At 63.3% G+C, this 21,759-nt stretch carries 21 protein-coding genes; 14 read left to right on the top strand and 7 right to left on the bottom strand.

Annotation, left to right across the window (positions count from 1 at the left end):
• Positions 1-82 precede the first annotated feature (82 nt).
• Complete coding sequence (locus RGQ15_RS12500) at positions 83-1,114, top strand: acyltransferase family protein (RefSeq protein WP_311160586.1); 1,032 nt, start codon at positions 83-85, stop codon at positions 1,112-1,114.
• On the opposite strand, the gene RGQ15_RS12495 is transcribed toward RGQ15_RS12500, so the two are convergent.
• Together RGQ15_RS12495 and RGQ15_RS12490 are read right to left on the bottom strand one after the other, a co-directional pair.
• Positions 1,105-2,268, bottom strand: coding sequence for an alpha-hydroxy acid oxidase (locus RGQ15_RS12495; RefSeq protein ID WP_311160585.1), 1,164 nt, complete (start codon positions 2,266-2,268; stop codon positions 1,105-1,107). The two genes, RGQ15_RS12500 and RGQ15_RS12495, sit on opposite strands and share 10 nt — an antisense overlap.
• Before the next feature lie 18 nt (positions 2,269-2,286).
• The gene (locus tag RGQ15_RS12490; RefSeq protein WP_311160584.1) at positions 2,287-2,709 is read right to left on the bottom strand and encodes a hypothetical protein; all 423 of its coding nucleotides are present in this window, start codon (positions 2,707-2,709) and stop codon (positions 2,287-2,289) included.
• A 95-nt stretch (positions 2,710-2,804) separates the two neighbouring features.
• Between RGQ15_RS12490 and RGQ15_RS12485 the strand changes: the two genes are divergently transcribed.
• The 10 genes from RGQ15_RS12485 (at position 2,805) to RGQ15_RS12440 (ending at position 13,375) form a co-directional block, all read left to right on the top strand.
• Positions 2,805-3,389 carry a TetR/AcrR family transcriptional regulator gene (locus RGQ15_RS12485; protein ID WP_311160583.1) on the top strand — a complete coding sequence of 195 codons (585 nt, stop codon included), beginning with the start codon at positions 2,805-2,807 and terminating at the stop codon, positions 3,387-3,389.
• A gap of 42 nt (positions 3,390-3,431) precedes the next feature.
• Positions 3,432-5,363, top strand: a complete 1,932-nt coding sequence (gene dnaG / locus RGQ15_RS12480; RefSeq protein WP_311160582.1) for a DNA primase — start codon at positions 3,432-3,434, stop codon at positions 5,361-5,363.
• A 151-nt stretch (positions 5,364-5,514) separates the two neighbouring features.
• Positions 5,515-7,503: an RNA polymerase sigma factor RpoD gene (rpoD, locus tag RGQ15_RS12475; RefSeq protein ID WP_311160581.1), complete on the top strand. Its 1,989-nt coding sequence runs from the start codon at positions 5,515-5,517 to the stop codon at positions 7,501-7,503.
• A gap of 1 nt (position 7,504) precedes the next feature.
• Positions 7,505-7,927 (top strand): BLUF domain-containing protein, encoded by a 423-nt coding sequence (locus RGQ15_RS12470; RefSeq protein WP_311160580.1) that lies wholly within the window; start codon positions 7,505-7,507, stop codon positions 7,925-7,927.
• A gap of 111 nt (positions 7,928-8,038) precedes the next feature.
• A complete protein-coding gene (gene rmuC, locus RGQ15_RS12465; RefSeq protein WP_311160578.1) occupies positions 8,039-9,487 on the top strand; it encodes a DNA recombination protein RmuC in 1,449 nt (482 codons plus the stop codon).
• Positions 9,484-9,909 carry a secondary thiamine-phosphate synthase enzyme YjbQ gene (locus RGQ15_RS12460; RefSeq protein WP_311160577.1) on the top strand — a complete coding sequence of 142 codons (426 nt, stop codon included), beginning with the start codon at positions 9,484-9,486 and terminating at the stop codon, positions 9,907-9,909. Before rmuC ends, RGQ15_RS12460 begins: the two co-directional genes overlap by 4 nt.
• Before the next feature lie 100 nt (positions 9,910-10,009).
• The gene (locus RGQ15_RS12455; protein ID WP_311160575.1) at positions 10,010-10,879 is read left to right on the top strand and encodes an ABC transporter permease; all 870 of its coding nucleotides are present in this window, start codon (positions 10,010-10,012) and stop codon (positions 10,877-10,879) included.
• Positions 10,876-11,682: an ABC transporter permease gene (locus tag RGQ15_RS12450; RefSeq protein WP_311160574.1), complete on the top strand. Its 807-nt coding sequence runs from the start codon at positions 10,876-10,878 to the stop codon at positions 11,680-11,682. Before RGQ15_RS12455 ends, RGQ15_RS12450 begins: the two co-directional genes overlap by 4 nt.
• 56 nt (positions 11,683-11,738) lie before the next feature.
• Positions 11,739-12,839: an ABC transporter ATP-binding protein gene (locus RGQ15_RS12445; RefSeq protein WP_311161093.1), complete on the top strand. Its 1,101-nt coding sequence runs from the start codon at positions 11,739-11,741 to the stop codon at positions 12,837-12,839.
• Positions 12,840-12,934: 95 nt separating this feature from the next.
• Positions 12,935-13,375: a pore-forming ESAT-6 family protein gene (locus RGQ15_RS12440; protein WP_311160571.1), complete on the top strand. Its 441-nt coding sequence runs from the start codon at positions 12,935-12,937 to the stop codon at positions 13,373-13,375.
• Between the two features lie 73 nt (positions 13,376-13,448).
• Here the strand turns inward: RGQ15_RS12440 and RGQ15_RS12435 are convergent, their stop codons facing one another.
• Complete coding sequence (locus RGQ15_RS12435) at positions 13,449-13,793, bottom strand: MmcQ/YjbR family DNA-binding protein (protein ID WP_311160570.1); 345 nt, start codon at positions 13,791-13,793, stop codon at positions 13,449-13,451.
• 180 nt (positions 13,794-13,973) lie between these two features.
• Between RGQ15_RS12435 and cysS the strand changes: the two genes are divergently transcribed.
• The 3 genes from cysS to RGQ15_RS12420 are packed head-to-tail and all read left to right on the top strand — an operon-like array spanning position 13,974 to position 17,739.
• A complete protein-coding gene (gene cysS / locus RGQ15_RS12430) occupies positions 13,974-15,365 on the top strand; it encodes a cysteine--tRNA ligase (protein ID WP_311161092.1) in 1,392 nt (463 codons plus the stop codon).
• Positions 15,365-16,981, top strand: coding sequence for a citramalate synthase (cimA, locus tag RGQ15_RS12425; RefSeq protein WP_311160568.1), 1,617 nt, complete (start codon positions 15,365-15,367; stop codon positions 16,979-16,981). Before cysS ends, cimA begins: the two co-directional genes overlap by 1 nt.
• Complete coding sequence (locus RGQ15_RS12420; protein WP_311160567.1) at positions 16,978-17,739, top strand: squalene/phytoene synthase family protein; 762 nt, start codon at positions 16,978-16,980, stop codon at positions 17,737-17,739. The genes cimA and RGQ15_RS12420 overlap by 4 nt, the downstream gene beginning before the upstream one ends.
• Positions 17,740-17,787: 48 nt before the next feature.
• On the opposite strand, the gene eno is transcribed toward RGQ15_RS12420, so the two are convergent.
• From eno to RGQ15_RS12400, 4 genes are all read right to left on the bottom strand, one after another.
• Positions 17,788-19,065, bottom strand: coding sequence for a phosphopyruvate hydratase (gene eno, locus RGQ15_RS12415; RefSeq protein WP_311160566.1), 1,278 nt, complete (start codon positions 19,063-19,065; stop codon positions 17,788-17,790).
• Between the two features lie 63 nt (positions 19,066-19,128).
• Positions 19,129-19,887, bottom strand: coding sequence for an endonuclease/exonuclease/phosphatase family protein (locus tag RGQ15_RS12410; protein ID WP_311160565.1), 759 nt, complete (start codon positions 19,885-19,887; stop codon positions 19,129-19,131).
• A 13-nt stretch (positions 19,888-19,900) separates the two neighbouring features.
• A complete protein-coding gene (locus tag RGQ15_RS12405) occupies positions 19,901-21,319 on the bottom strand; it encodes a protein adenylyltransferase SelO (RefSeq protein WP_311160564.1) in 1,419 nt (472 codons plus the stop codon).
• Positions 21,320-21,387: 68 nt separating this feature from the next.
• A complete protein-coding gene (locus RGQ15_RS12400) occupies positions 21,388-21,720 on the bottom strand; it encodes a DMT family transporter (RefSeq protein ID WP_409201341.1) in 333 nt (110 codons plus the stop codon).
• Positions 21,721-21,759 lie beyond the last annotated feature (39 nt).

Raw genomic sequence — 21,759 nt, 5'->3', positions numbered from 1 at the left:
AAAACTTGCCGATCAGGGCGGAAAATGACTTGTCGATGAGCGGGGAACGGCGCAGTCTTTCCCAGGGTGGATAGGTCATTAGATGTTAACGCGTTCTCTATCAATAGATTATCTCAAATGCCTGCTCGCCGTTGGTGTCGTCCTCGGTCATTCCATCCTTATCAGCCAGCGTATCGAAATCTGGAGCTACCTGGTCGGGGGCGGGTTGCTGCGCAGTCTCGTGCCGACCTTTTCGGTCGTTTCGGGATTTTGCTTTTACGTCACATACCGCAACGGGCGGGTGCTCGGATGGTTGATCGGGCTTGCCTGCGCCTATCTCTTCTGGACGGCCTTCTATGTACCGATCTGGGTAAACGCCACGACCACCTGGCAAGATGTTCTGTGGTCAGTGGCCTGGGGCACGATGCACCTGTGGTATATCGCGGGGCTGATTGTTGCGGCCGTCCTGATCGTGATCCTGATCCGCCTCGGGCAGAGAACGCGAACGGGGCTGCGGCCCATGCTGCTTGCCGCGCTGACGCTGGGATTGGCGGGCTCGGCACTGTCTTTCTGGGCGTTCTTTCAACGGCCCGAGATGCCGATGGAATATTGGCGTAACGGTTTCACCGTCATCTTTCCCTTTGCGGCCATAGGCTTCGCCCTTGCGCACAGGATTGACAGGCAAGGTTTCGACTGGCTTCCAAGTGCACGTCTTCTCTGGGCCCTGACCGGCCTGATTTTCGGAGCCAAGATTGCCGAGGCATTTGTCGGCATGTCGGTCTATGGGCTGAATTTCAGCTTGTTGCCCGACATCCCGGTTCTGGCATTTCCCGCGCCAATGCTGCTGTTTCTAGCTTTCTTGCGCACGACGCTGCCCCGGCTCCCGGTCGATCTAAGTTCCTGGTCGGCCAGCATCTACTTTCTGCACATCTTCTTCATCATCGCTGTTCAGCATTTTCTCGGCATCAACAGCGTCGCGGTCTTCTTCGCGGTCGGGGTCGTGATGCCGATACTTGGCAGCATCGCGCTGAGCCGGGCCAGGACGATCCTGCCAAGGCGGCTTGGCGGGGCGCGGAGCCAAGCGTCTGGCGGTGAAGGGTCCGCATGGCAGACCCTTCGTGCAGATCAAAGATAGGGTTCAAGGAAGTCCTTGGGCACAAGAAGATTGTGGCGACCGAGCTTCTTCACGTCGCGTTCGCCGCAAAGCGCCATCGAGATGTCGAGTTCCTTGCGGATAACTTCCAGTGCCTTGGTGACGCCGGCTTCTCCCATCGCGCCAAGCCCATAGATGAAGGCGCGCCCGATATAGGTCGCATGGGCGCCAAGCGCGAGTGCCTTGAGCACGTCCTGCCCCGAGCGGATACCGCTGTCGAGATGGATCTCGATCTGGTCACCGACCGCGCTGACGATCTCGGGCAGCATACGGATCGAACTGGCTGCGCCGTCAAGCTGGCGGCCCCCGTGATTGCTGACCACGATCGCGTCGGCCCCGAAGTCGGCGGCGATACGGGCGTCCTCCGGGTCGTTGATGCCTTTCAGGATCAGCTTGCCACCCCACATGTCGCGAATGCGGGCGATCTTGCCCCAGTCAAGCTGTGGGTCGAACTGCTCGGCGGTCCAGCTCATCAGCGAAGAGGTGTCTCCGACACCCTTGGCGTGACCCACGATATTGCCGAAAGAACGCCGCTTGGTCTGCAGCATCTCGATACCCCAGCGCCATTTCGTCGCGAGGTCCAGCATGACCGGCAGGGTCATCTTCGGCGGCGCCGAAAGCCCGTTCTTCAGGTCCTTGTGGCGCTGGCCCAGGATCTGAAGATCCAGCGTCAGCACGAGGGCCGAACAATTCGCGCGCTTGGCCCGTTCGATGATACCTTCCAGGAATTCCTGATCGCGCATCACGTAAAGCTGGAACCAGAACGGGTGCTGCGTCGCCTCGGCCACGTCTTCGATCGAACAGATCGACATTGTTGATAGCGTGAAGGGGACGCCGAACTTCTTGGCAGCCTGTGCCGCCTTGATCTCGCCATCGGCCGATTGCATCCCGGTCAGACCGACCGGTGCAAGCCCGACGGGCATCGTGACCTTCTGGCCGATCATGGTGCTTTCAGTGGTGCGACCTGACATGTCCACCGCAACCTTCTGGCGCAATTTGACCCGCCCGAAATCGCTGCAGTTCTCGCGGAAGGTGCTCTCGGTATAGCTGCCGCTTTCGGCGTAGTCGTAAAACATCTTCGGCACCCGACGACGATAGATCGCCTTCAGATCGTCGATGCAGGTGATCACGGGCATGGTGTCTTCTCCTTGGGATTATTCGCTCGCTGTTGGCGTGTCCGCGTCGGGGCAGGAGGCCGCTCCATCGGGGCAGCCGTCCAGCGACGTTTTGCTGAGTTCCGCCGCCCGGGCGCGCAACGCGGCCGCTCTGCTGCTGAGTTCGGCATCGGGACCGGTTCCCTGACCGCCGGCGATCGCGCTTTTCCGGTTGCCCGCGGGTCCGGTCAGTCCGGTCTCGACCGTCTCCGGCGTGGATGTGGAAAGTGCGGCAGCCCGGCCGCGCAATTCGCCGCTGACCGCAGCCGGGTCGGTCGAGGCATCTGCAGCATGGCCGGGAAGCGTCGGCTCGGCCAGCATCTGCTCCGTGGGAAGAAGCGCGGGGTAATCGCCCATGCGATCGTCGCAGCCCGCCAGCGTCAGCATCGCAAGCGCCAAACCGATCCGTGCCGCCGTCATCATGTCCCCCGTCCGAATGGTCGTCACAATAGGCGCGGGGCGACGGCAGAGACAAGATCCGCTCTTTCCCTGTTGCCGGTGGCATCCTAGAACACGCCATGGCCCGCACACATGGTTCCAAGGCAGAGATTACCGGACCCCTGGTCCGTGACGCGGCGCGAAGCCTGTTCGCGCGGCACGGATACGGTGCGGTATCGATGCGCCAGATCGCGGCCGAGGTCGGCGTGCAAGTTGGGGCGCTTTATGCCTATACGCCTGACAAGCAGGCGCTTCTGGCCGATCTTCTGCGCAGCCACATGGATGAGCTTCTGTCAGAATGGCGTGACGACAGCTCTCAGCCCGCGCTGGTGCGGCTTAAGGATTTTCTGCGCTTTCATATCGCAACAAGCCTCAAGCGACCCGAGGCCGTCTTTCTGTCCTACATGGAATTGCGCAGCCTCAGCCCCGAGAATTTCCGTGACATCGCGCGCCTGCGCCGCCGATACGAGGACGCGCTCGAGGCGATTCTCGCGGCTGGCGAAGCCGAGGGGGTGATGTCCGTTCCCGACCGGCGGCTTGCGACCATGGCGCTCATCTCGATGCTGACGGGGGTGACCAACTGGTATCGCGAGGGCGGGCGCCTGGATCAGGAACGTGTCGTCGCGATCTACTGGGATCTGGTCCGTGGCACAGTCGGGGCGTAATTCCCCTTTTCAACTTCGCGCTGCGATCGGATATAAGACGGCATGAGCCTGCCTCCACAATTCCTCGACGAGATCCGTGCCCGCGTGCCACTTTCGCGCGTCATCGGGCGCAAGGTGGTCTGGGATCTGCGCCGATCGAACCAGGCCAAGGGGGACTGGTGGGCACCTTGTCCCTTCCATGGCGAAAAGACCGCCTCGTTCCATGTGGATGACCAGAAGGGATTCTATTACTGCTTCGGGTGCCACGCGAAGGGCGATGCGCTGACCTTCCTGCGCGAAGCCGAGGGGCTGGGCTTCATCGAGGCAGTCGAACAGCTTGCCTCGGAAGCCGGCCTGCCCATGCCGGAACGTGATCCCCATCAGGTTCAGCGGGCCGATCGCCGCTCGGAACTGGTCGAGGTGATGGAGCAGGCGGCCCGCTGGTTCTGCATGCAGATGGGCACGGGAACGGCAGCGGATGCGCGGTCTTATCTGGCGCGGCGCGGCCTGAACGATTCGGCATGCGAACAATTCGGCATCGGGTTTGCACCCGATCAGCGGCAGGGATTGTTCAACGCCCTGCGTTCGAAGGGCTTCGCCGAGGCGCTGATCGTCGAGGCGGGGCTGGTCGCAAAGCCCGATGATGGCGGTGCGCCCTTCGATCGTTTCCGAGGCCGGATCACATTCCCCATTCGCGACGGGCGGGGGCGATGCATTGCCTTTGGTGGCCGGGCCATGGACCCGAATGCGCGGGCGAAATATCTCAACAGCCCCGAGACGCCGCTGTTTGACAAGGGGCGGAACCTTTACAATGTCGGTCCGGCCCGCGCGGCAGTCGCCAAGGGCAAGCCGCTGATCATTGCCGAAGGCTACATGGACGTGATCGCGCTGGTCCGGGCGGGATTCGAGGGTGCGGTTGCGCCGCTGGGCACGGCGATCACCGAGGATCAGCTTCGGCTGATGTGGCGAATTTCCCCTGAGCCGGTGATCGCGCTCGATGGCGACAATGCGGGGCTGCGGGCGGCCATGCGCCTCATCGATCTTGCGCTGCCGCTGACCGGGCCAGGGCAGGCGCTGCGCTTTGCCTTCCTGCCTCAGGGGCAGGACCCGGATGACCTGATCCGGGCCAAGGGGGCGCCGGCCATGACCGCCGTGCTGCAGGAAGCGCGCCCGCTTGTCGACCTGCTGTGGCGTCGCGAAACCGAAGGCAGGGTTTTCGACAGCCCTGAACGGCGCGCGGCCCTGGACAAGGCGCTTGGCGACGCAATCGCGAAGATCCCCGACAAGGACACCCGGGATCACTATTTTTCTGCGCTGAAGCAGATGAAATGGGAATTGTTCGGTCAGCGCAGACGAGAGGCCCAGCCCACGCGCGGCCCGCGTCCCGCCTGGCAGCCCGGCGGAATGCGCGGCGCGACAAGCGGGCCGGTGGCGCCCGTGGCGTCGACCCGCGCCTCGTGGCTTTCCTCGCCCGATGCCGACGAACGGACGGCAGAGCGGATGATCGAGGCCATGATCCTTGCGATCTGCGCGACCCATCCGGAACTCATCGGCCCGGTCGAAACGCGGCTGGAACGGTTGGAGCCCGAAGATGGCGATCGCGCGGCCCTGATCCACGACCTGCTTGCGGGAAGCCAGTCCCAGGCCGGGCAGCGAGCCCTTGAAAGCATCATGGCAGAACCCCATGTCAGGGCCGCCCCGGCGATCCTGCGCCCGGATGATGGCGACAACGCTGCCGGTATCCTGGCGAATGCGCTGGACCGGATCGAGGCGCGCCGTTCCGCCCGCGAGGAAATTGCCCGCGCCGAGGCCGAGATCGAAGGCCTGGCGGATGAGGGGCTGACATGGCGGGTTGCCCAATCGGCGCGCGCCCGGCAGCAGGCGGATCACCCGTCCCTTGCCGACCTTTCCGATCTGGGCGAGGACCGCGCGGCGCTGTCCGCACAGTTGCGGGCCGCGCTCGAAAACGAGATCTGGCGCAAGCCGCGCCGCTGACCCGCGCAACGCCGAACGAATCGGCAGCGCCGAATCACCCGGCCCTTTGCCACGCCCGCAGGCTTTGATTCTGTCTGCGACTTGGTTAGAAACGGCCGATAAGCCGATCCCGATTCGCTGATTCGCGAATCACCGCTTCAAGGGAGCCACCATGGCAGCCAACGACGACGACCAGAAGCCCGACACCAAGGACGACGATGTTTCGCTGGACATGTCGCAGGCTGCGGTGAAGCGCATGATCGCCGAAGGGCGAGAGCGCGGCTTCATCACCTATGACCAGCTGAACGCCGTTCTGCCGCCGGAGCAGGCCAGTTCCGACCAGATCGAGGACGTGATGTCGATGCTGTCGGAAATGGATATTCGCGTCGTCGAGACTGACGAGGAAGCCGACGACAACGAATCGGCCGGAGAGCTGGCCACCACGAACACCGGCTCGCGCGAGGTCGCGATTGCGACGACCGAAACCGAGAAGCTGGATCGGACCGACGACCCGGTGCGCATGTATCTGCGCGAGATGGGTTCGGTCGAACTGCTGTCGCGCGAAGGCGAGATCGCGATCGCCAAGCGCATCGAGGCCGGTCGCAACACGATGATCGCAGGGCTCTGCGAAAGCCCGCTGACCTTCAAGGCCATCACCATGTGGCGGCAGGAGCTTCTGGACGAAGACATCCTTCTGCGCGACGTGATCGACCTCGAGACGACCTTCGGTCGCGCGATGGACGAGGAAGGCGAAGACGAGGACGTGCTGGCCGAAGATTCGCCGCGGGCCAATTCCTCGGCTGCGCCGGCCAAGGACGAGACGGAGCTGGATGCCGATGGCAACCCCATGCGCCGCTCGGAAGACGACGAAGACGATGATGACGGGCAGAACCTTTCGCTTTCGGCGATGGAAGCCTCGCTGAAGCCGAAGGTTCTCGAGACGCTCGAGGCGATTGCGCATGGCTACGAGCAGCTCGCGCATATGCAGGACAACCGCATGTCCGCCACGCTGAACGAGGATGGGACGTTCTCGGCCGCGCAGGAGATTGCCTATCAGCACCTGCGCTCGCGCATTGTCGGGCTGGTGAACGAACTGCACCTGCACAACAACCGGATCGAGGCGCTCGTCGACCAGATCTATGGCATCAACCGCCGGATCGTGACGATCGATTCTGGCATGGTGAAGCTGGCCGACGCGGCTCGCATCAACCGCCGTGAGTTCATCGATGCTTATCGCGGCTCGGAACTCGATCCGACCTGGATGGACCGGATGATGGCCAACAAGGGTCGCGGCTGGCAGAGCCTGTTCGAGAAATCCGGCAAGCAGGTCGAGAACCTGCGCGGCGACATGGCCATGGTCGGCCAGCACGTCGGCGTCGATATCGAGGAATTCCGCCGCATCGTGAACCAGGTTCAGCGCGGCGAGAAAGAGGCGCGTCAGGCCAAGAAGGAAATGGTGGAAGCCAACCTTCGCCTGGTCATCTCGATTGCTAAAAAATACACGAACCGTGGCCTGCAATTCCTTGATCTTATTCAGGAAGGCAATATCGGCCTGATGAAGGCCGTGGACAAGTTCGAGTATCGCCGCGGCTATAAGTTCTCGACCTATGCGACCTGGTGGATCCGCCAGGCGATCACGCGTTCGATCGCGGATCAGGCCCGCACCATCCGTATCCCGGTCCACATGATCGAGACGATCAACAAGCTCGTGCGCACCGGTCGCCAGATGCTGCACGAAATCGGTCGCGAGCCGACGCCCGAAGAGCTGGCCGAAAAGCTGCAGATGCCGCTGGAAAAGGTTCGCAAGGTGATGAAGATCGCCAAGGAACCGATTTCTCTCGAAACCCCGATCGGGGACGAGGAAGACAGCCAGCTTGGCGATTTCATCGAGGACAAGAATGCCGTGCTGCCTCTGGACAGCGCGATTCAGGAAAACCTCAAGGAAACCACCACGCGTGTCTTGGCCAGCCTTACGCCGCGGGAAGAGCGGGTTCTGCGGATGCGTTTCGGCATCGGCATGAACACCGATCACACGCTGGAAGAGGTCGGCCAGCAGTTCAGCGTGACCCGCGAACGTATCCGCCAGATCGAGGCGAAGGCGCTGCGCAAGCTCAAGCACCCTTCGCGTTCGCGCAAGCTGCGGTCCTTCCTGGACCAGTGATTTGGAGACCGCGTTCTTTCTCTATCGGAGCCGGACGGCGCTGACCCCGAGGTCGGCAAAATGTGCGGATATCCTGAGGGAGTCGAGGGCGCGGAATCTGAGCCTTGCGCTCACGGGCTATCTTCATCTCGAGGATGGCTCGTTCTATCAATGGCTCGAAGGGCCTGCTGTGGCCCTGAACGATGTCGGTGAGATGATCGAACGGGACCCGCGTCATCATGACGTGGATTTTCTCTGGCGTGGTCATCAGAACGGTCGGCAGTTTCAGAACTGGCAGATGGGTTTCGGCACATCGAATGCGGGCATCCTGTTCGACTGGGTCGCGAACGAGGGGATTCAGGTCAGCGACGGCGGCGCCTTTGCGCGCGGCCTTCTTGCCTTCATGCGCCTTCAATTGATTCTGAGACCAGCCGGAAGCGCCTGATCTCGCAAGAAGTTCTGTGTCATCTCCAGCTTGCATTCTCGGGGTGAAAGGTGAACACTCGCCTCAACGACAATGCGTGACCGACGAACCGGTCAGACCGAGGTGAGCAGCGTGTCCGATTTTCTCAAGGCCTGGCTCGGCGATTCCGGCAATCTGCAACTGTTGCTGGTGGTTCTGTTCGGCGTGGTCATCGCGCTTTTCCTGATGCTGAAGCGGGGCAGGGCAGAGGCGGCCGAGCAGATTGGCCGGCTTCAGCATTCCGAAGAGGCTCTGCGCGGACGCGTCGATGCCGATGCTCGTGCATTCCAGGATCAGCTTCGTGCGACAAGCCGTGCGGAAGCCCGCGCCGAGAACCTGTCCCAGCGCCTGCGCGAGCTTGTCGAGGAACGCGACGCATTGACGGATGCGCTGCATCGGGAACGAAACCTCGTTTCATCGCTGCAACGCGAACTCGCCGAAACCCGTCTGGCCGCGGAAAAGGACCGTGACGCGGCCGAGCGTGACATCCAGACGCTTCGGGAATTGCGCGAGGAAATGACGGGTCATTTCCGACTCATGGCCAACGAGACATTGCGCCAGCAGGGCGCCGAGATGCAGAAAGCGCATGGCGATCAGCTTCATGCCCTGCTCAATCCGTTCCGCGATCAGGTGAACCGCTTTCAGACGGAATTGCAGGCGCGCAACAAGGCCACCGACGAAGAACGCGCGCGGCTCAAGGAACAGATCGAATATCTGCACAAGCGGTCCGAGCAGATCTCGCAGGAAGCCGTCGCCCTCACACGGGCGCTCAAGGGCGACAGCCAGAAACGCGGCGCCTGGGGCGAAATGATCCTTGAGCGCATCCTCGAGGATTCTGGGCTGATCGAGGGCACGCATTACACCACCCAAACAAGTCATCGCGACGAGGCGGGCAAGCTCTGGCGTCCCGATGTTATCGTGAAGATGCCCCAGCGCAAGCTGTTGGTGATCGACAGCAAGGTGTCGCTGAACGCCTATGAAGAGGCGGTGAACGCCGAAGATCCGTTGACGCGCGAAGCCGCGCTGCGTCGTCATGTCGCTTCGGTCAGGGGGCATGTGGCGCAGCTTGCCGCCAAGGGATATCAGGCGCTCGATGACGGATCGGTCGATTACGTCATCATGTTCATTCCCGTCGAAGGCGCGTTTTCCGAGGCGCTTCGCGTCGATCCCGATCTTGCCCGGCATGCGATGGAGAACCGCGTTGGCCTTGCCACGCCCACGACGCTGATGCTGACCCTGCGAACGGTCGACCACATCTGGACGGTCGAGCGGCGCGAATCGAACGCCATGCAGATTGCGGCACGGGCCGGCCAACTCTACGACAAGCTGCATGGCTTCATCATGGCCATCGAAGATGTCGGAGCGGCCCTGGACCGCGCGCAGAAAAGCCATTCGACGGCCATGGACCGCCTGACCCGGGGGTCAGGCAATGTGATCCGCCAGGCCGAGATGTTGCGCGAACTGGGCGCAAGAACGCAGAAACGGATCGGGCTCGATCATGATGGCGGCGCGCTGGAAGCGCCGGGGGAGGCGGCCGAGTGAGCCTGAGACGCTTGACCGTCGAGACGAATGGTGCAGGCTTTTACGAACTTACGCGCGAAGTCGCGCAAGGCCTCCGCGCAGCGTCTGCCCTGGATGGGGTCGTCAGCCTTTTTGTCAGGCACACCTCGTGTTCGCTCCTGATCCAGGAAAACGCCGATCCCGATGTGCAGCACGACTTGCTGAACTGGCTCGACCGGATCGCGCCTTCCTCGGATCACCCGTCAATGGGCTGGATCACCCACCGTTCCGAAGGTCCCGACGACATGCCGGCCCATCTCAAGGCGGCCGTCCTGCCGACGAGCCTGCAGATCCCGGTCGAGCAGGGGCGCATGCTGCTGGGCACATGGCAGGGGATCTACCTTGTCGAGCACCGCCGCCATCCCCATCGCCGCGAGGTGCTGGTGAGTTTTCAGGCAAGCTGAACCTTACGGCATGAAATCCGGGTGAAACTGCTTTCGCTTGACAATTCCGCGTGAAAACTTGCGTAAGGAAAGTGCAGGGTCAAGGTCGCAAGGGCAGGGGATGGCTTCAGGAAACCGATCACAATCCGCTCAGGGGCTGACCCTGATCGCACCGCCTCTTGGCTATGCAATGCTGGTTCTCGCAGCGCCATTGCTTACCATTCTGGCCTATTCATTCCTCAAGGACGGATATCTGACCGTCATCCGGGAATTCACCTTCGAGAATTACCGGGCAGTCCTTTCGGACCCGATCGTGCGCACGATCATGCTGCGCTCGCTGCTGGTGGCCGCGCTGGTGACACTCGTGACGGTCGCGCTGGCCTTCCCTGTCGCCTATTTCCTCAGCTTTGCCGTTTCGCCCGGACGCAAGTCGCTTTGGCTCTTTCTCATCACCATCCCGTTCTGGACCAGCTACCTCATCCGGGTTTTCCTGTGGAAGGTGATCCTGGGCTATAACGGGGTGGTCAATTCCGGGCTCAAGACCCTTGGGATCATCGACCAACCGCTGAGCTTTTTGCTCTACAACGTGAACTCGATCGTCATCACTCTGGCCCACGCCTATGCGCCATTCGCTATTCTGCCGATCTTCATCGCGCTCGAGAAGATCGACCGTTCCCTTCTAGAAGCAGGGCGCGATCTGGGGGAAAGCCGTGCCATGACCTTCTGGCGGGTCACGCTTCCGCTGGCCATGCCCGGGGTCGTCGCCGCCTCGCTCATCGTCTTCATTCCGACCATCGGCGACTATGTCACCCCGGCCCTGATCGGGGGCGGCAAGATCCCGATGATCGCCAACATGATCCAGGCCCAGATGCTTGACCTCGACAACCGTCCGCTGGGATCGGCTCTGGCCGTGACCGCGATGATCATCGTGGCGGTGATCAGCCTGATTTTTGTGGCCATGAACCGCCGTTTCCTCAAGGTGCGGCAATGAAGGGGGGCGGGCTGCGCATCTACGCGATCTTCTACCTGCTGTTCCTTTACGCGCCGATCCTGCTTCTGCCGGTCTTTGCGTTCAATTCCGGAACCGTGATCGCCTTTCCGCTGAAAGGCTTCACAGGCCAATGGTTCACGCAGATGTTCGAGAACGCATCGCTGCGGCGGGCGCTTTTCAATTCGCTCACCATTGCCGTCTGTTCGTCGATCTTCGCGACCTGTCTCGGCATCTTCGCTGCTCGGGCCACGACCCGGTTCGAATTCCCCGGCAAGGGGCCGATCATGGGACTGATCATGCTGCCCCTGGTCCTGCCCGAGATCATCGTGTCGATCTCGCTTCTGGTCGTGCTGCTTTCGATCGGCGTTCAGCTGAACATCCTGACCGTGATCCTGGGCCACACGCTGATCTGCATGCCCTATGCGACAGTGATCCTGTCCACCGCCTTCAACTCGCTCGACCGCTCGCTGGAAGAAGCCGCCTACGATCTGGGTGAAACGAAATGGAGCGCCTTCCGCCTGGTGATCCTGCCGCTGGTCATGCCCGGCATCATCTCGTCGCTGCTGATGAGCTTCACGATCAGCCTGGACGAATTCATCATCGCCTTCTTCCTTGCCGGGAATGAGCCCACGCTGCCGACCTATATCTTCAGTCAGCTACGTTTCCCGAAACAGATCCCGATGATCATGGCGCTGGGAACGGTGCTGGTGGTCATGTCGATCATTCTTCTGACATTCGCCGAATATTTCCGCCGTCGGGGCATTGCCAAGACCGGCGCCAAAGACACCGGAGGCTTCCTGTGACCGCTCCCGCCAGCAGCACCGCAGCACATCGCGCCCGCACTGCCGTGGCACGCCCGATGATCGAAATCCGGGGCGTCCAGAAACATTACGGCGATTACCACGCGCTTCGCGGGATCGACCTCACCATCCGGGCGGGCGAGTTCTTCTCGCTGCTTGGCCCATCTGGCTGCGGCAAGACCACGCTCCTGCGCACCATCGCGGGGTTCGAGGACATCTCGGACGGCGTGGTTCTGATCGACGGTCAGGACATGGAGGGTGTGCCGGCGAACAGCCGTCCCACCAACATGGTTTTCCAGTCCTATGCCATCTTTCCGCATCTGACCGTTGCCGAGAATGTCGGCTTCGGCCTGCGCCGCGATCCGCGATCCAAGGCGGAAAAGGCCGCGGCGGTCGAGGAGGCGCTCGAGATGGTCGGGCTCAAGGGTTTTGGCAACCGCGCCTCCCATGCGCTGTCCGGTGGTCAGCGACAGCGGGTCGCGCTGGCACGGGCGCTGATCCTGAAACCCAAGGTTCTGCTGCTTGACGAGCCGCTTTCGGCGCTGGATCGCAAGATGCGCGAACAGATGCAGGTCGAACTGATCAAGCTGCAACGGCAGGTGGGCATCACCTTCGTTCTGGTCACGCATGACCAGGAAGAGGCATTGGTCATGTCCGACCGCATTGCGGTGATGTTCGAGGGTCAGATCGCCCAGCTCGACGGGCCCGAGGCGCTTTATGCCCGCCCCGCCAGCCGGCGGGTGGCCGATTTCATCGGCGTGATGAACTTCCTGCCCGCGCGCATCCACGGTGATACTTCGGACGGGGTCGAGGTCGAGGTTCCCGGTCTTGGCCGCGTCGAAATTCCGGCCGCGAATGTCAGCAAGGCCGATCCCGGTGACGAAGGGCCCACGGTGGGTTTCCGCCCCGAGGCGGTTTCGATCGTGACCTCGGGCCAGCCGGCGACCGTTGGCCGGACAACCCCGGGTGTCATCGACGAGGTCGTCTATTATGGGGACATGACCTATTACGATGTGCGCCTTGACGGCTCGGAAGGTTTCGACGGCAAGGCGCGGCCGATCCGCATCGCCATGCGCAATGTTTTCGGGCGCGAAGTCCAGGATGTGGGAACACGCGCAAATGTGAGTTGGTCCCCAGGCTCATTGGTGCTTTTCCGCTGATCTGATTCAATCTAAGCGGGAAATTGCCATCCGCAATTTGCGGTGCAAGAATAGCCATGCCAAGTGTTGCACAAGGCAAAAGACGGAGATCTGGAATGCTTGCACGTACCGCCCTTCTTTCTGCACTCGCTGTTTCGGCGCTGACTGTCGGGACAGCCATTGCGCAGGAGGCCAGTCCTGCCGAAACGACCGCCGCGCCCGAAGCGGCTGTCCAGGCAGAGGCGAGCGCAACCGACACGGGCGCTGCCTATGAAAGCGCACGCAATCAGTTGGGCGTGCTGACCTATTGCGAGGACAAGGGGTTCATCGACAGCCGTGCGGTGGCAACCCAGAACAGGCTTTTGGGGATGATCCCGCAAGGCGATGCCGCAAAGGGTGACGCGGCCGAGACGCTCGGGAAAACGGGCACGGTTTCGGCCATGGGGGTCGAGCGCACGCTGGCCGACGCGGCATCGGAGCAGAAGACGACCGAAGACGCGCTTTGCAAGCAGATGGACGCGCTGCTGCAACAATTGGCCGCGCAAGTTCCAAGCTGAGAACGCAGACCTCCTGCCGCCGACCTTCCTGCCGCCGAAGCCATTGCTGCGGCAGGAACCAACTCTGCGCGATCTAGACCACGGGGGGCAGGCCAGCCTGGATTTTTTTCGGCAGGCCCGATCGCACGATGCGGTAGCTCTGCCGGATACGATGCGCCAGCTCGTCCGGCGCGGAATCAAGCGGCAGCGCCACCCAACTGCGATGCAGGTAGGGCGCGCGCATTCCGATACCAGTCTCGATCAGGAAGTTGGCGATCTCCTCGCCATCGGTCTTGACCGAGACATGCGTCCCCTGCGTGCCGGTCACGGCAAAAGTCTTGCCGCCGATCTTCCAGCAATCATGGCCGCCACCCCAGGGATCGGACCATTCCGAACCCGGTTGCGCGGCGCAGATCTCGTTGACAAGTTCCCGGCTCATGCATCGAGTCTTGCAGCCTCTCTTGGCAGAGGCAAGGTGATGGTTTAAGGCAACGGCATGAAGCTCTACGCCGCCACCATCCGTTGCATCATTACCGGCTGAAAATTCAGGCGGGCGTTACTTCGTGACCAATGACGCCCGCGCCGGGACAGGTTCGGGATGCCCAATTCGAGGGAAGTCATGGTCGAGATCAGACTGACGAATACCAAGACACGCGGGAAAGAGGTTTTCCGACCGATCGACCCGCAGAACCTGCGGATCTATCTCTGCGGGCCGACCGTTTATGACCGCGCCCATCTCGGCAATGCCCGGCCCGTCGTGGTCTTCGATGTGCTGGTGCGCCTGCTGCGGCAGATCTATGGCGCGCGCCACGTCACCTATGTGCGCAACTTCACCGATGTCGACGACAAGATCAACGCGACCGCGCTGGCCCGCAAGGAAGCGGGCGCGCCGGGAACGCTTGAGGAGCTGATCCGGGAACGCACCGCCGAGACGATAGGCTGGTATCATGCCGATATGGATGCCCTGGGTGCGGCACGCCCCGATCACGAGCCCCGCGCGACGGATTTCATCCCCCAGATGGTCAAGATGATCCAGGGCCTGGTCGAAAAGGGCCATGCCTATGAGGCCTCGGGCCATGTGCTTTTCGATGTCCGCTCCTATCCCGAATATGGCCGGCTTTCGGGACGTTCGGTCGATGACATGATCGCGGGCGCCCGCGTCGAGGTTGCGCCTTTCAAGCGTGATCCGATGGATTTTGTCCTGTGGAAGCCCTCGGATGCCGGCTTGCCGGGCTGGGAAAGCCCCTGGGGGCGCGGGCGGCCGGGCTGGCATATCGAATGCTCGGCCATGGCCTATGAACTGCTGGGAGAAAGTTTCGATATCCATGCTGGCGGCATCGACCTGCAATTCCCCCATCATGAAAACGAGATCGCGCAAAGCTGCTGCGCGCATCCGCATGGCGAATTTGCCCGCACCTGGCTGCATAACGAGATGCTGCAGGTCGAGGGCAAGAAGATGTCGAAATCGCTCGGCAATTTCTTCACCGTGCGGGATCTGCTTGATCAGGGCATTCCGGGCGAGGTGATCCGCTTCGTCCTGCTCTCCACCCATTACCGCAAGCCGATGGACTGGACGGCCGAGAAGGCCCGCGAGGCCGAGGCGGTGCTGCGCAAGTGGCGCGGCCTTGTCGCGGGGATCGACCCCGCGCCAAGCCCGGCACCCGCCGTCATCGCCGCCTTGGCTGATGACCTGAACAGCGCGGGTGCGATCGCGGCGCTGCACGAGCTTGCCGGGCAGGGGGATGCGCCGGGCCTTCTGGCCAGCGCCCGCCTGCTGGGGCTTCTCACGCCGGAGCTGGATGTCTGGATCGGCGCGGCGCCGGATCTTTCCGCCCTTGCCGAGCGGATGACCGCCTTGCGCGCCGAGGCCAAGGCCAGCAAGGATTTCTCGGCCGTGGATGCCATGAAGCGGAAGCTGACCGAGGCCGGTGTCGAGGTGCGGATGAGCGCGGCCGGGGTCGAGTTGCTCGCAGGCCCGGATTTCGACGCAGCCAAGCTCGGGCAGGTCTGATGGAGCGGCTCTTTCTTTACGACACCACCCTGCGCGACGGTCAGCAGACCCAGGGCGTGCAGTTTTCTGCCGCCGAAAAGACCGAGATCGCCCAGATGCTGGACCAGATCGGCGTCGACTATATCGAAGGCGGCTGGCCGGGGGCGAATCCCACGGACAGCGATTTCTTCGCCTCGGCGCCTGCGACCCGGGCGACAATGACCGCCTTTGGCATGACCAAGCGCGCGGGCCGCTCGGCCGAGAATGACGAGGTCTTGGCCGGGGTATTGAACGCCGGGACGGGGGCGGTCTGCATAGTCGGCAAGACCCATCCCTTCCACGTCCGCGAGGCATTGGGCATCACGCTCGAGGAGAACCTCGAGAATATCCGGGCCTCGGTCGCGCATCTGGTCGCGCAGGGCCGCGAGGCGCTTTTTGATGCCGAGCATTTCTTCGACGGGTTCGAGGACGATGCCGATTACGCGCTTTCGTGCCTGCAGGCGGCACTGGTGGCCGGGGCGCGCTGGGTCGTGCTTTGCGACACCAATGGCGGCACGCTGCCCGAGCGCGTCGGAGAGATCACCCGCGCGGTGATCGCGGCGGGCATTCCCGGCGACCATCTGGGGATTCATACGCATGACGATACCGGCAATGCGGTGGCCTGCACTTTGGCCGCCGTCGATGCTGGCGCGCGCCAGATCCAGGGCACGCTGAACGGTCTGGGCGAGCGCTGCGGCAATGCCAGCCTGACCACGCTGATCCCGACGCTGCTGCTGAAAGAGCCCTATCGTGCGCGGTTGCACACCGGCGTGAGCCCCGAGGGGCTTTCCAGCCTGACCCGCATCTCGCGCCGGCTGGACGAGATCCTGAACCGTGCGCCGTCACGCTCGGCACCCTATGTCGGCACCTCGGCTTTCGCCCACAAGGCGGGGCTTCATGCCAGCGCGATCCTGAAGAATCCCGCGACCTACGAGCATGTCGAGCCGGCGGTCATCGGCAATGAACGGGTTATTCCGATGTCGAACCAGGCCGGGCAATCGAACCTGCGCGCCCGCCTTGCCGAGGCTGGGATCGAGGTCAGCCGCGACGACCCGGCGCTCGCGCGGATACTCGACGTGGTGAAGATGCGCGAGGATCAAGGCTATGCCTATGACGGCGCGCAGGCCAGCTTCGAGCTTCTGGCGCTGGCCGAACTGGGCCGCATGCAGCGCTTCTTCGATGTCGAGCGCTACCGGGTGACCGTCGAGCGGCGGCGGAATGCGATCGGCAAGCGCATTTCGGTTTCCGAGGCGGTGGTGGTCGTCCGGATCGGTGGCGAAAGGATGCTTTCGGTCAGTGAAAGCATGGATGACGAAGGGCAGGACCGGGGTCCCGTCAACGCGCTCTGGCGGTCGCTGGCGAAAGATCTCGGCCCCTACCAGTCCCATATCGACGACATGCATCTGGTGGATTTTCGTGTCCGCATCACCGGCGGTGGAACAGATGCGGCAACCCGTGTCATCATCGACAGCGCGGATGGACGGGGCAATCGCTGGTCCACGGTCGGGGTCTCGCCGAACATCGTGGATGCCAGCTTCGAGGCCCTGGTCGATGCGATCCGCTGGAAGCTGATCCGCGACGGGGTGACGCCAGCATGAGCCTCGAAAATTGCGCAAACCAGTTGCGCGAACACGACCCCGACCGTTTCGGCATTTGCCTTCTGGCGCCTGCCGCGGCGCGGCCGAAGCTCTTGACGCTTTATGCGCTGAACCTCGAACTGGCCCGTGCCCCTCTCGCCTCGAACGAACCGCTGATCGCGGAAATGCGCCTGCAATGGTGGATCGAGCGGCTTGAGGATATCGGCAAGACAGCGGGACAGCCGCACGAACTCATCACCCCGTTGGCCGAGGCTTGGGGGCCGCGCGCATCCTCGCTTGCCGTAATGGCCGAGCCGCGCCGGCGCGACAGTTGGCGCGAAGCGCATGAGCGGCCCGACGATGTCATGGCCTATGTGCGGGACACCGCCGTGCCGCTTGCCCAATTCGCCGCCGAGGCCCTCGATGGGCCGCAGGCGGCGATGCCCGCCGTCTCTGCTCAGGCCGAGGGGCTCGGGCTCGCCCATTGGCTCGCGGCCCTCCCTGCGCTCCAGGGCATGGGGCTGGGGCTCCGGAACCCCTCGCCGGACGCGCTGGCGCGGCTTGCCGCTCATGCCCGCGACAGGCTCGCAGAGGCACGGGCCCAGCGACGTGACGTTCCACGCAGCCTGGCACCGGCCTTGTTCCCCGGTGCCGGGATCGCGGCAATTCTCGCGACCGCGCCAACCGGGATCGAGGCGCTTGCCGCCGCGCAGCCCTCGGAGTTCCGAAAGCGGCTGGCGCTTGGGGCCTTCACACTGACACATCGCTGGTGGATATGAAAAGGGCGGCCAATCGGCCGCCCTTTCCGCATTCCTGGCGCCAGCCGATCAGCCGCGCAGGATGGATTTCCCGGCATATTCCGCCGAGGCACCCAGCATTTCCTCGATGCGGATCAACTGGTTGTATTTCGCGAGCCGGTCGGAACGGGCCAGCGAGCCGGTCTTGATCTGGCCGCAATTGGTGGCGACGGCGAGATCGGCGATGGTGGCGTCCTCGGTCTCGCCCGAGCGGTGCGACATCACCGAGGTATAGCCCGCGCGGTCGGCCATGCGGACGGCGTCCAGCGTTTCGGTCAGGGTGCCGATCTGGTTCACTTTGACCAGCAGCGAGTTGCCGCAGCCCTTTTCGATGCCCTCGGCCAGGCGCTCGGGGTTGGTGACGAACAGGTCGTCGCCGACCAGCTGCACGCGGTCGCCCAGCGTCTCGGTCAAGAGCTTCCAGCCTTCCCAGTCATCCTCGGCGCAGCCGTCCTCGATCGACAGGATCGGGTAGTCGTTGCAGAGCGCTTCCAGATAGGCAACGTTCTCGGCCGAGGTCAGCGACTTGCCCTCGCCCTTCATCTCGTACTTGCCGCCCTTGTAATATTCGGTCGCGGCGCAATCGAGGGCGAGCATGATATCCTCGCCCGGCGTGTAGCCGGCCTTCTCAATGGCCTTCAGGATGAAGTCCAGCGCGTCGCGGGCCGAGGACAGGTTCGGGGCGAAGCCGCCCTCGTCGCCGATCCCGGTCGAGAGGCCCGCCGCCGACAGCTCTTTCTTCAGCGTGTGGAAGATTTCCGAGCCCATGCGGATGGCTTCGCGGATGTTTTCCGCGCTGACCGGCATGATCATGAATTCCTGGATGTCGATCGGGTTGTCGGCATGCTCGCCGCCATTGATAATGTTCATCATCGGGACCGGCAGGATGCGCGCGCCCGTGCCGCCGACATAGCGGTAAAGCGGCTGGGCCGAGGCCTCGGCCGCGGCCTTCGCAACGGCCAGCGACACGCCAAGGATCGCGTTCGCGCCCAGTCGCGACTTGTTCGGCGTGCCGTCCAGCTCACACATCAGGCGGTCGATGCCGATCTGGTCGGTGACGTCTTCGCCGATCAGGTTTTCGGCGATCTCGCCATTGACGGCGGCGACGGCTTCCAGGACGCCCTTGCCCATGTAGCGCGACTTGTCGCCATCGCGCTTCTCGACGGCCTCATGCGCGCCGGTCGAGGCGCCCGAGGGCACCGCGGCGCGGCCCATCGTGCCGTCTTCCAGCGTGACATCGACCTCGACGGTCGGGTTGCCGCGGCTGTCCAGGATCTCGCGCGCGAAAATGTCGATGATGGCGGTCATGTTCCGTCCCTCTCGTGACAATGGTTGGCCGTTGTCTAACGCCCTTCGCGAGTGCAGAAAAGTTCATTCCGCAGGGTTATCGCTCACACGACCCAAGATGCCCGGTTCGGGCGCGGCCGATCGGGGTTCGAGCGCCAGATCGGCCCAGACGGGAAGATGGTCCGAGGCCTGCCGGGCGATCTCGCTGTCCCAGACGCCGGCATCCAGCACCTCGATCCCGCGCGAGACGGCAATGCGGTCATAGCGGAGGCGTGGAAAAGGGGCGGGCCAGCTTGGCCCAGGCGCGATGACATGCATGGGTTCCAGCGCCTCGAGCCCGCGATTGTCATGCCATTCGTTGAAATCGCCGGTCAGGATCAGCCGGTCATGGCCGATGCGGCCTGCCTGCGCGATGATGCGACGCAATTGCGCCCGTCGGGACGACCGGATCAGCCCGAGGTGAAGCGCGACGATGGTCACGCCGGGCAGGCGAAGGGCAAGGGCTCCGCGCGGCTCGATGCCGGGCAGCGGCAGGCGCCTGACCTGCGCCTGTTCCAGCAGGCCGGGCCGCATCAGGATGGTCTGCCCATGCCAGCCCAGCGAATTGGCGCCAGTCGGGTTGAAGACGGCCGGCACCATGCCGGTCATTTCCTCGATACGCCCGCGGGGCAGGGCCTCGGGCCGCCTTCCCATCCTGAAATCGACTTCCTGCAGGGCGATTATGTCGGCCCGCAGGTCCGCAATGACCCTGAGATTGCGCTCGGGGGCATGAGGACCGGTCATGCCCCGGCATTTGTGCAGGTTGTAGCTGGCCAGTCTCAGCCGTTCCGTGCTCGGGGTCATGGGACCTTTCTTTTCAGGTGCCGCAGAAAGTTCTTTGGACAATCTGTTCCGGCAATGGCGCCAAGGCAAGCTCGTCCCATTCGGGACGATCCTCGAATGGCGCGCGCAGGGCCTGATCCAGTTTTCGGAACGGATCGAAATCGCCTTCGTCGCGCGCTGCGGCGATGGCCTGCTCGACGAGATGGTTGCGGGGAATGCGCCGCGGGTTTGCCAGCGCCATCACCTGCTTGGCATCGGCGAGGCCGGAAATGCGGTCTTGCCACACGCGCGACCAGCCATCGAACGCATCCCGGTCGGTGAACTCGTCCCTTGCCCGGCCGGTCGCGAGGCCCGCGAAGACTCGGGTGAAATCGGCCTCTTCCCCGGCCATCAGTTCCAGCAGGCGCTCGATCAGGCCGCGATCCTCGTCCCGCGGCTCAGAAATCCCGAGCTTGGCGGCAAAGCGGTGAAGCCATTCGCGCTGATAGATCGCGGGGAAGCTGTGAACGATGCGCGTGGCCTCCTGAACCGCCTCGTCCGTGTCCCCCATCAGGGGCACAAGGCAACTTGCGAGCTGCGCGAGGTTCCAGACGGCGATCTTGGGCTGTTCGTTCCAGGCATAGCGGCCATAGGCGTCGATCGAGGAAAACACCTTGTCCGGCCGGTAGCCGTCCATGAAGGCACAGGGTCCGTAATCGATCGTCTCGCCCGAAACGGACATGTTGTCGGTGTTCATCACGCCATGGATGAAGCCCAGCCCCATCCAGCAGGCGATGGTATGCGCCTGCGCCTCGACCACGCGCTGCAGCAGCTCGGCCGCTCCGCTGGCCTCGGGGTAGTGGCGCGCGATGACATGCTCGGCCAGCAGCCGCAGCCTGTCCCGGTCGCCGCGCGCGGCATAGAATTCGAACGTTCCGACCCTGATATGGCTCGCCGCGACACGCGTCAGCACCGCGCCCGGCAGGATCGTTTCGCGGATCACCTTCTCGCCGGTCGATACGGCGGCCAGGGCACGCGTCGTCGGAACGCCAAAGGCAGCCATGAATTCGCTGACCAGGTATTCGCGCAGCACCGGGCCAAGCCAGGCCCGCCCGTCGCCCCGGCGGGAAAATGGGGTCGGGCCCGAGCCCTTGAGCTGGATGTCGAAGCGCGCACCGTCCGGCGCGACGATCTCGCCCAGAAGCACGGCGCGGCCATCGCCCAGTTGCGGAGAGAAGCCACCGAACTGATGGCCGGCATAGGCCTGCGCGATCGGCTCGGCGCCTTCGGGAAGGGCATTTCCTGCCAGCATCCGAACGCCTTCCGGGCCAGACAGCCATTCGGCGTCCAGTCCCAGACGTTCGGCCAAGGGCAGGTTCAAGGCGATGAGCTTCGGATCACGCACCGGGGTGGGCGCGGTCCGGGTGAAAAAACCCTCGGGCAGGCGGGCATAGCTGTTGTCGAAGTGGATCATCCTGACCCTCCTTTCGACCTTATCTAACCCTCGCTGCGGAAATTTTAAGGGCGGCGGCGAAATCCTGTTCAATGCACGACGCTCTTTGAAAAGACGTTCACGACGACCACGCCCCCGATAATCATCGCAAGCCCCAGCATGGCCGGCAGGTCAAGCCTCTGGCCAAAGACGACAAGGCCGATGATCGACACGAGCACGATCCCCAGCGCACTCCAGATTGCATAGGCGATGCCCAGCGGCATGGTTCTCAGCGTCAGGGACAGGAAGAAGAACGATCCGGCATAGCAGATCCCCATCAGAAGCGTCGGCGCAAGGCGTGTGAACTGCGCGCTGCGCTGCAGGAAGGTCGTTCCCACCACCTCGAGGGCAATCGCGATGATCAATGTGGCATAGGTCGTCAACGGCACGTTTCGGGCTCCGGTCAAGGGCGGTCTGCCGGG

It is taken from the genome of Paracoccus sp. MBLB3053, from assembly GCF_031822435.1.
GTDB lineage: Bacteria > Pseudomonadota > Alphaproteobacteria > Rhodobacterales > Rhodobacteraceae > Paracoccus > Paracoccus aurantius.
This window is presented reverse-complemented; position numbering and strand designations above follow the sequence as displayed.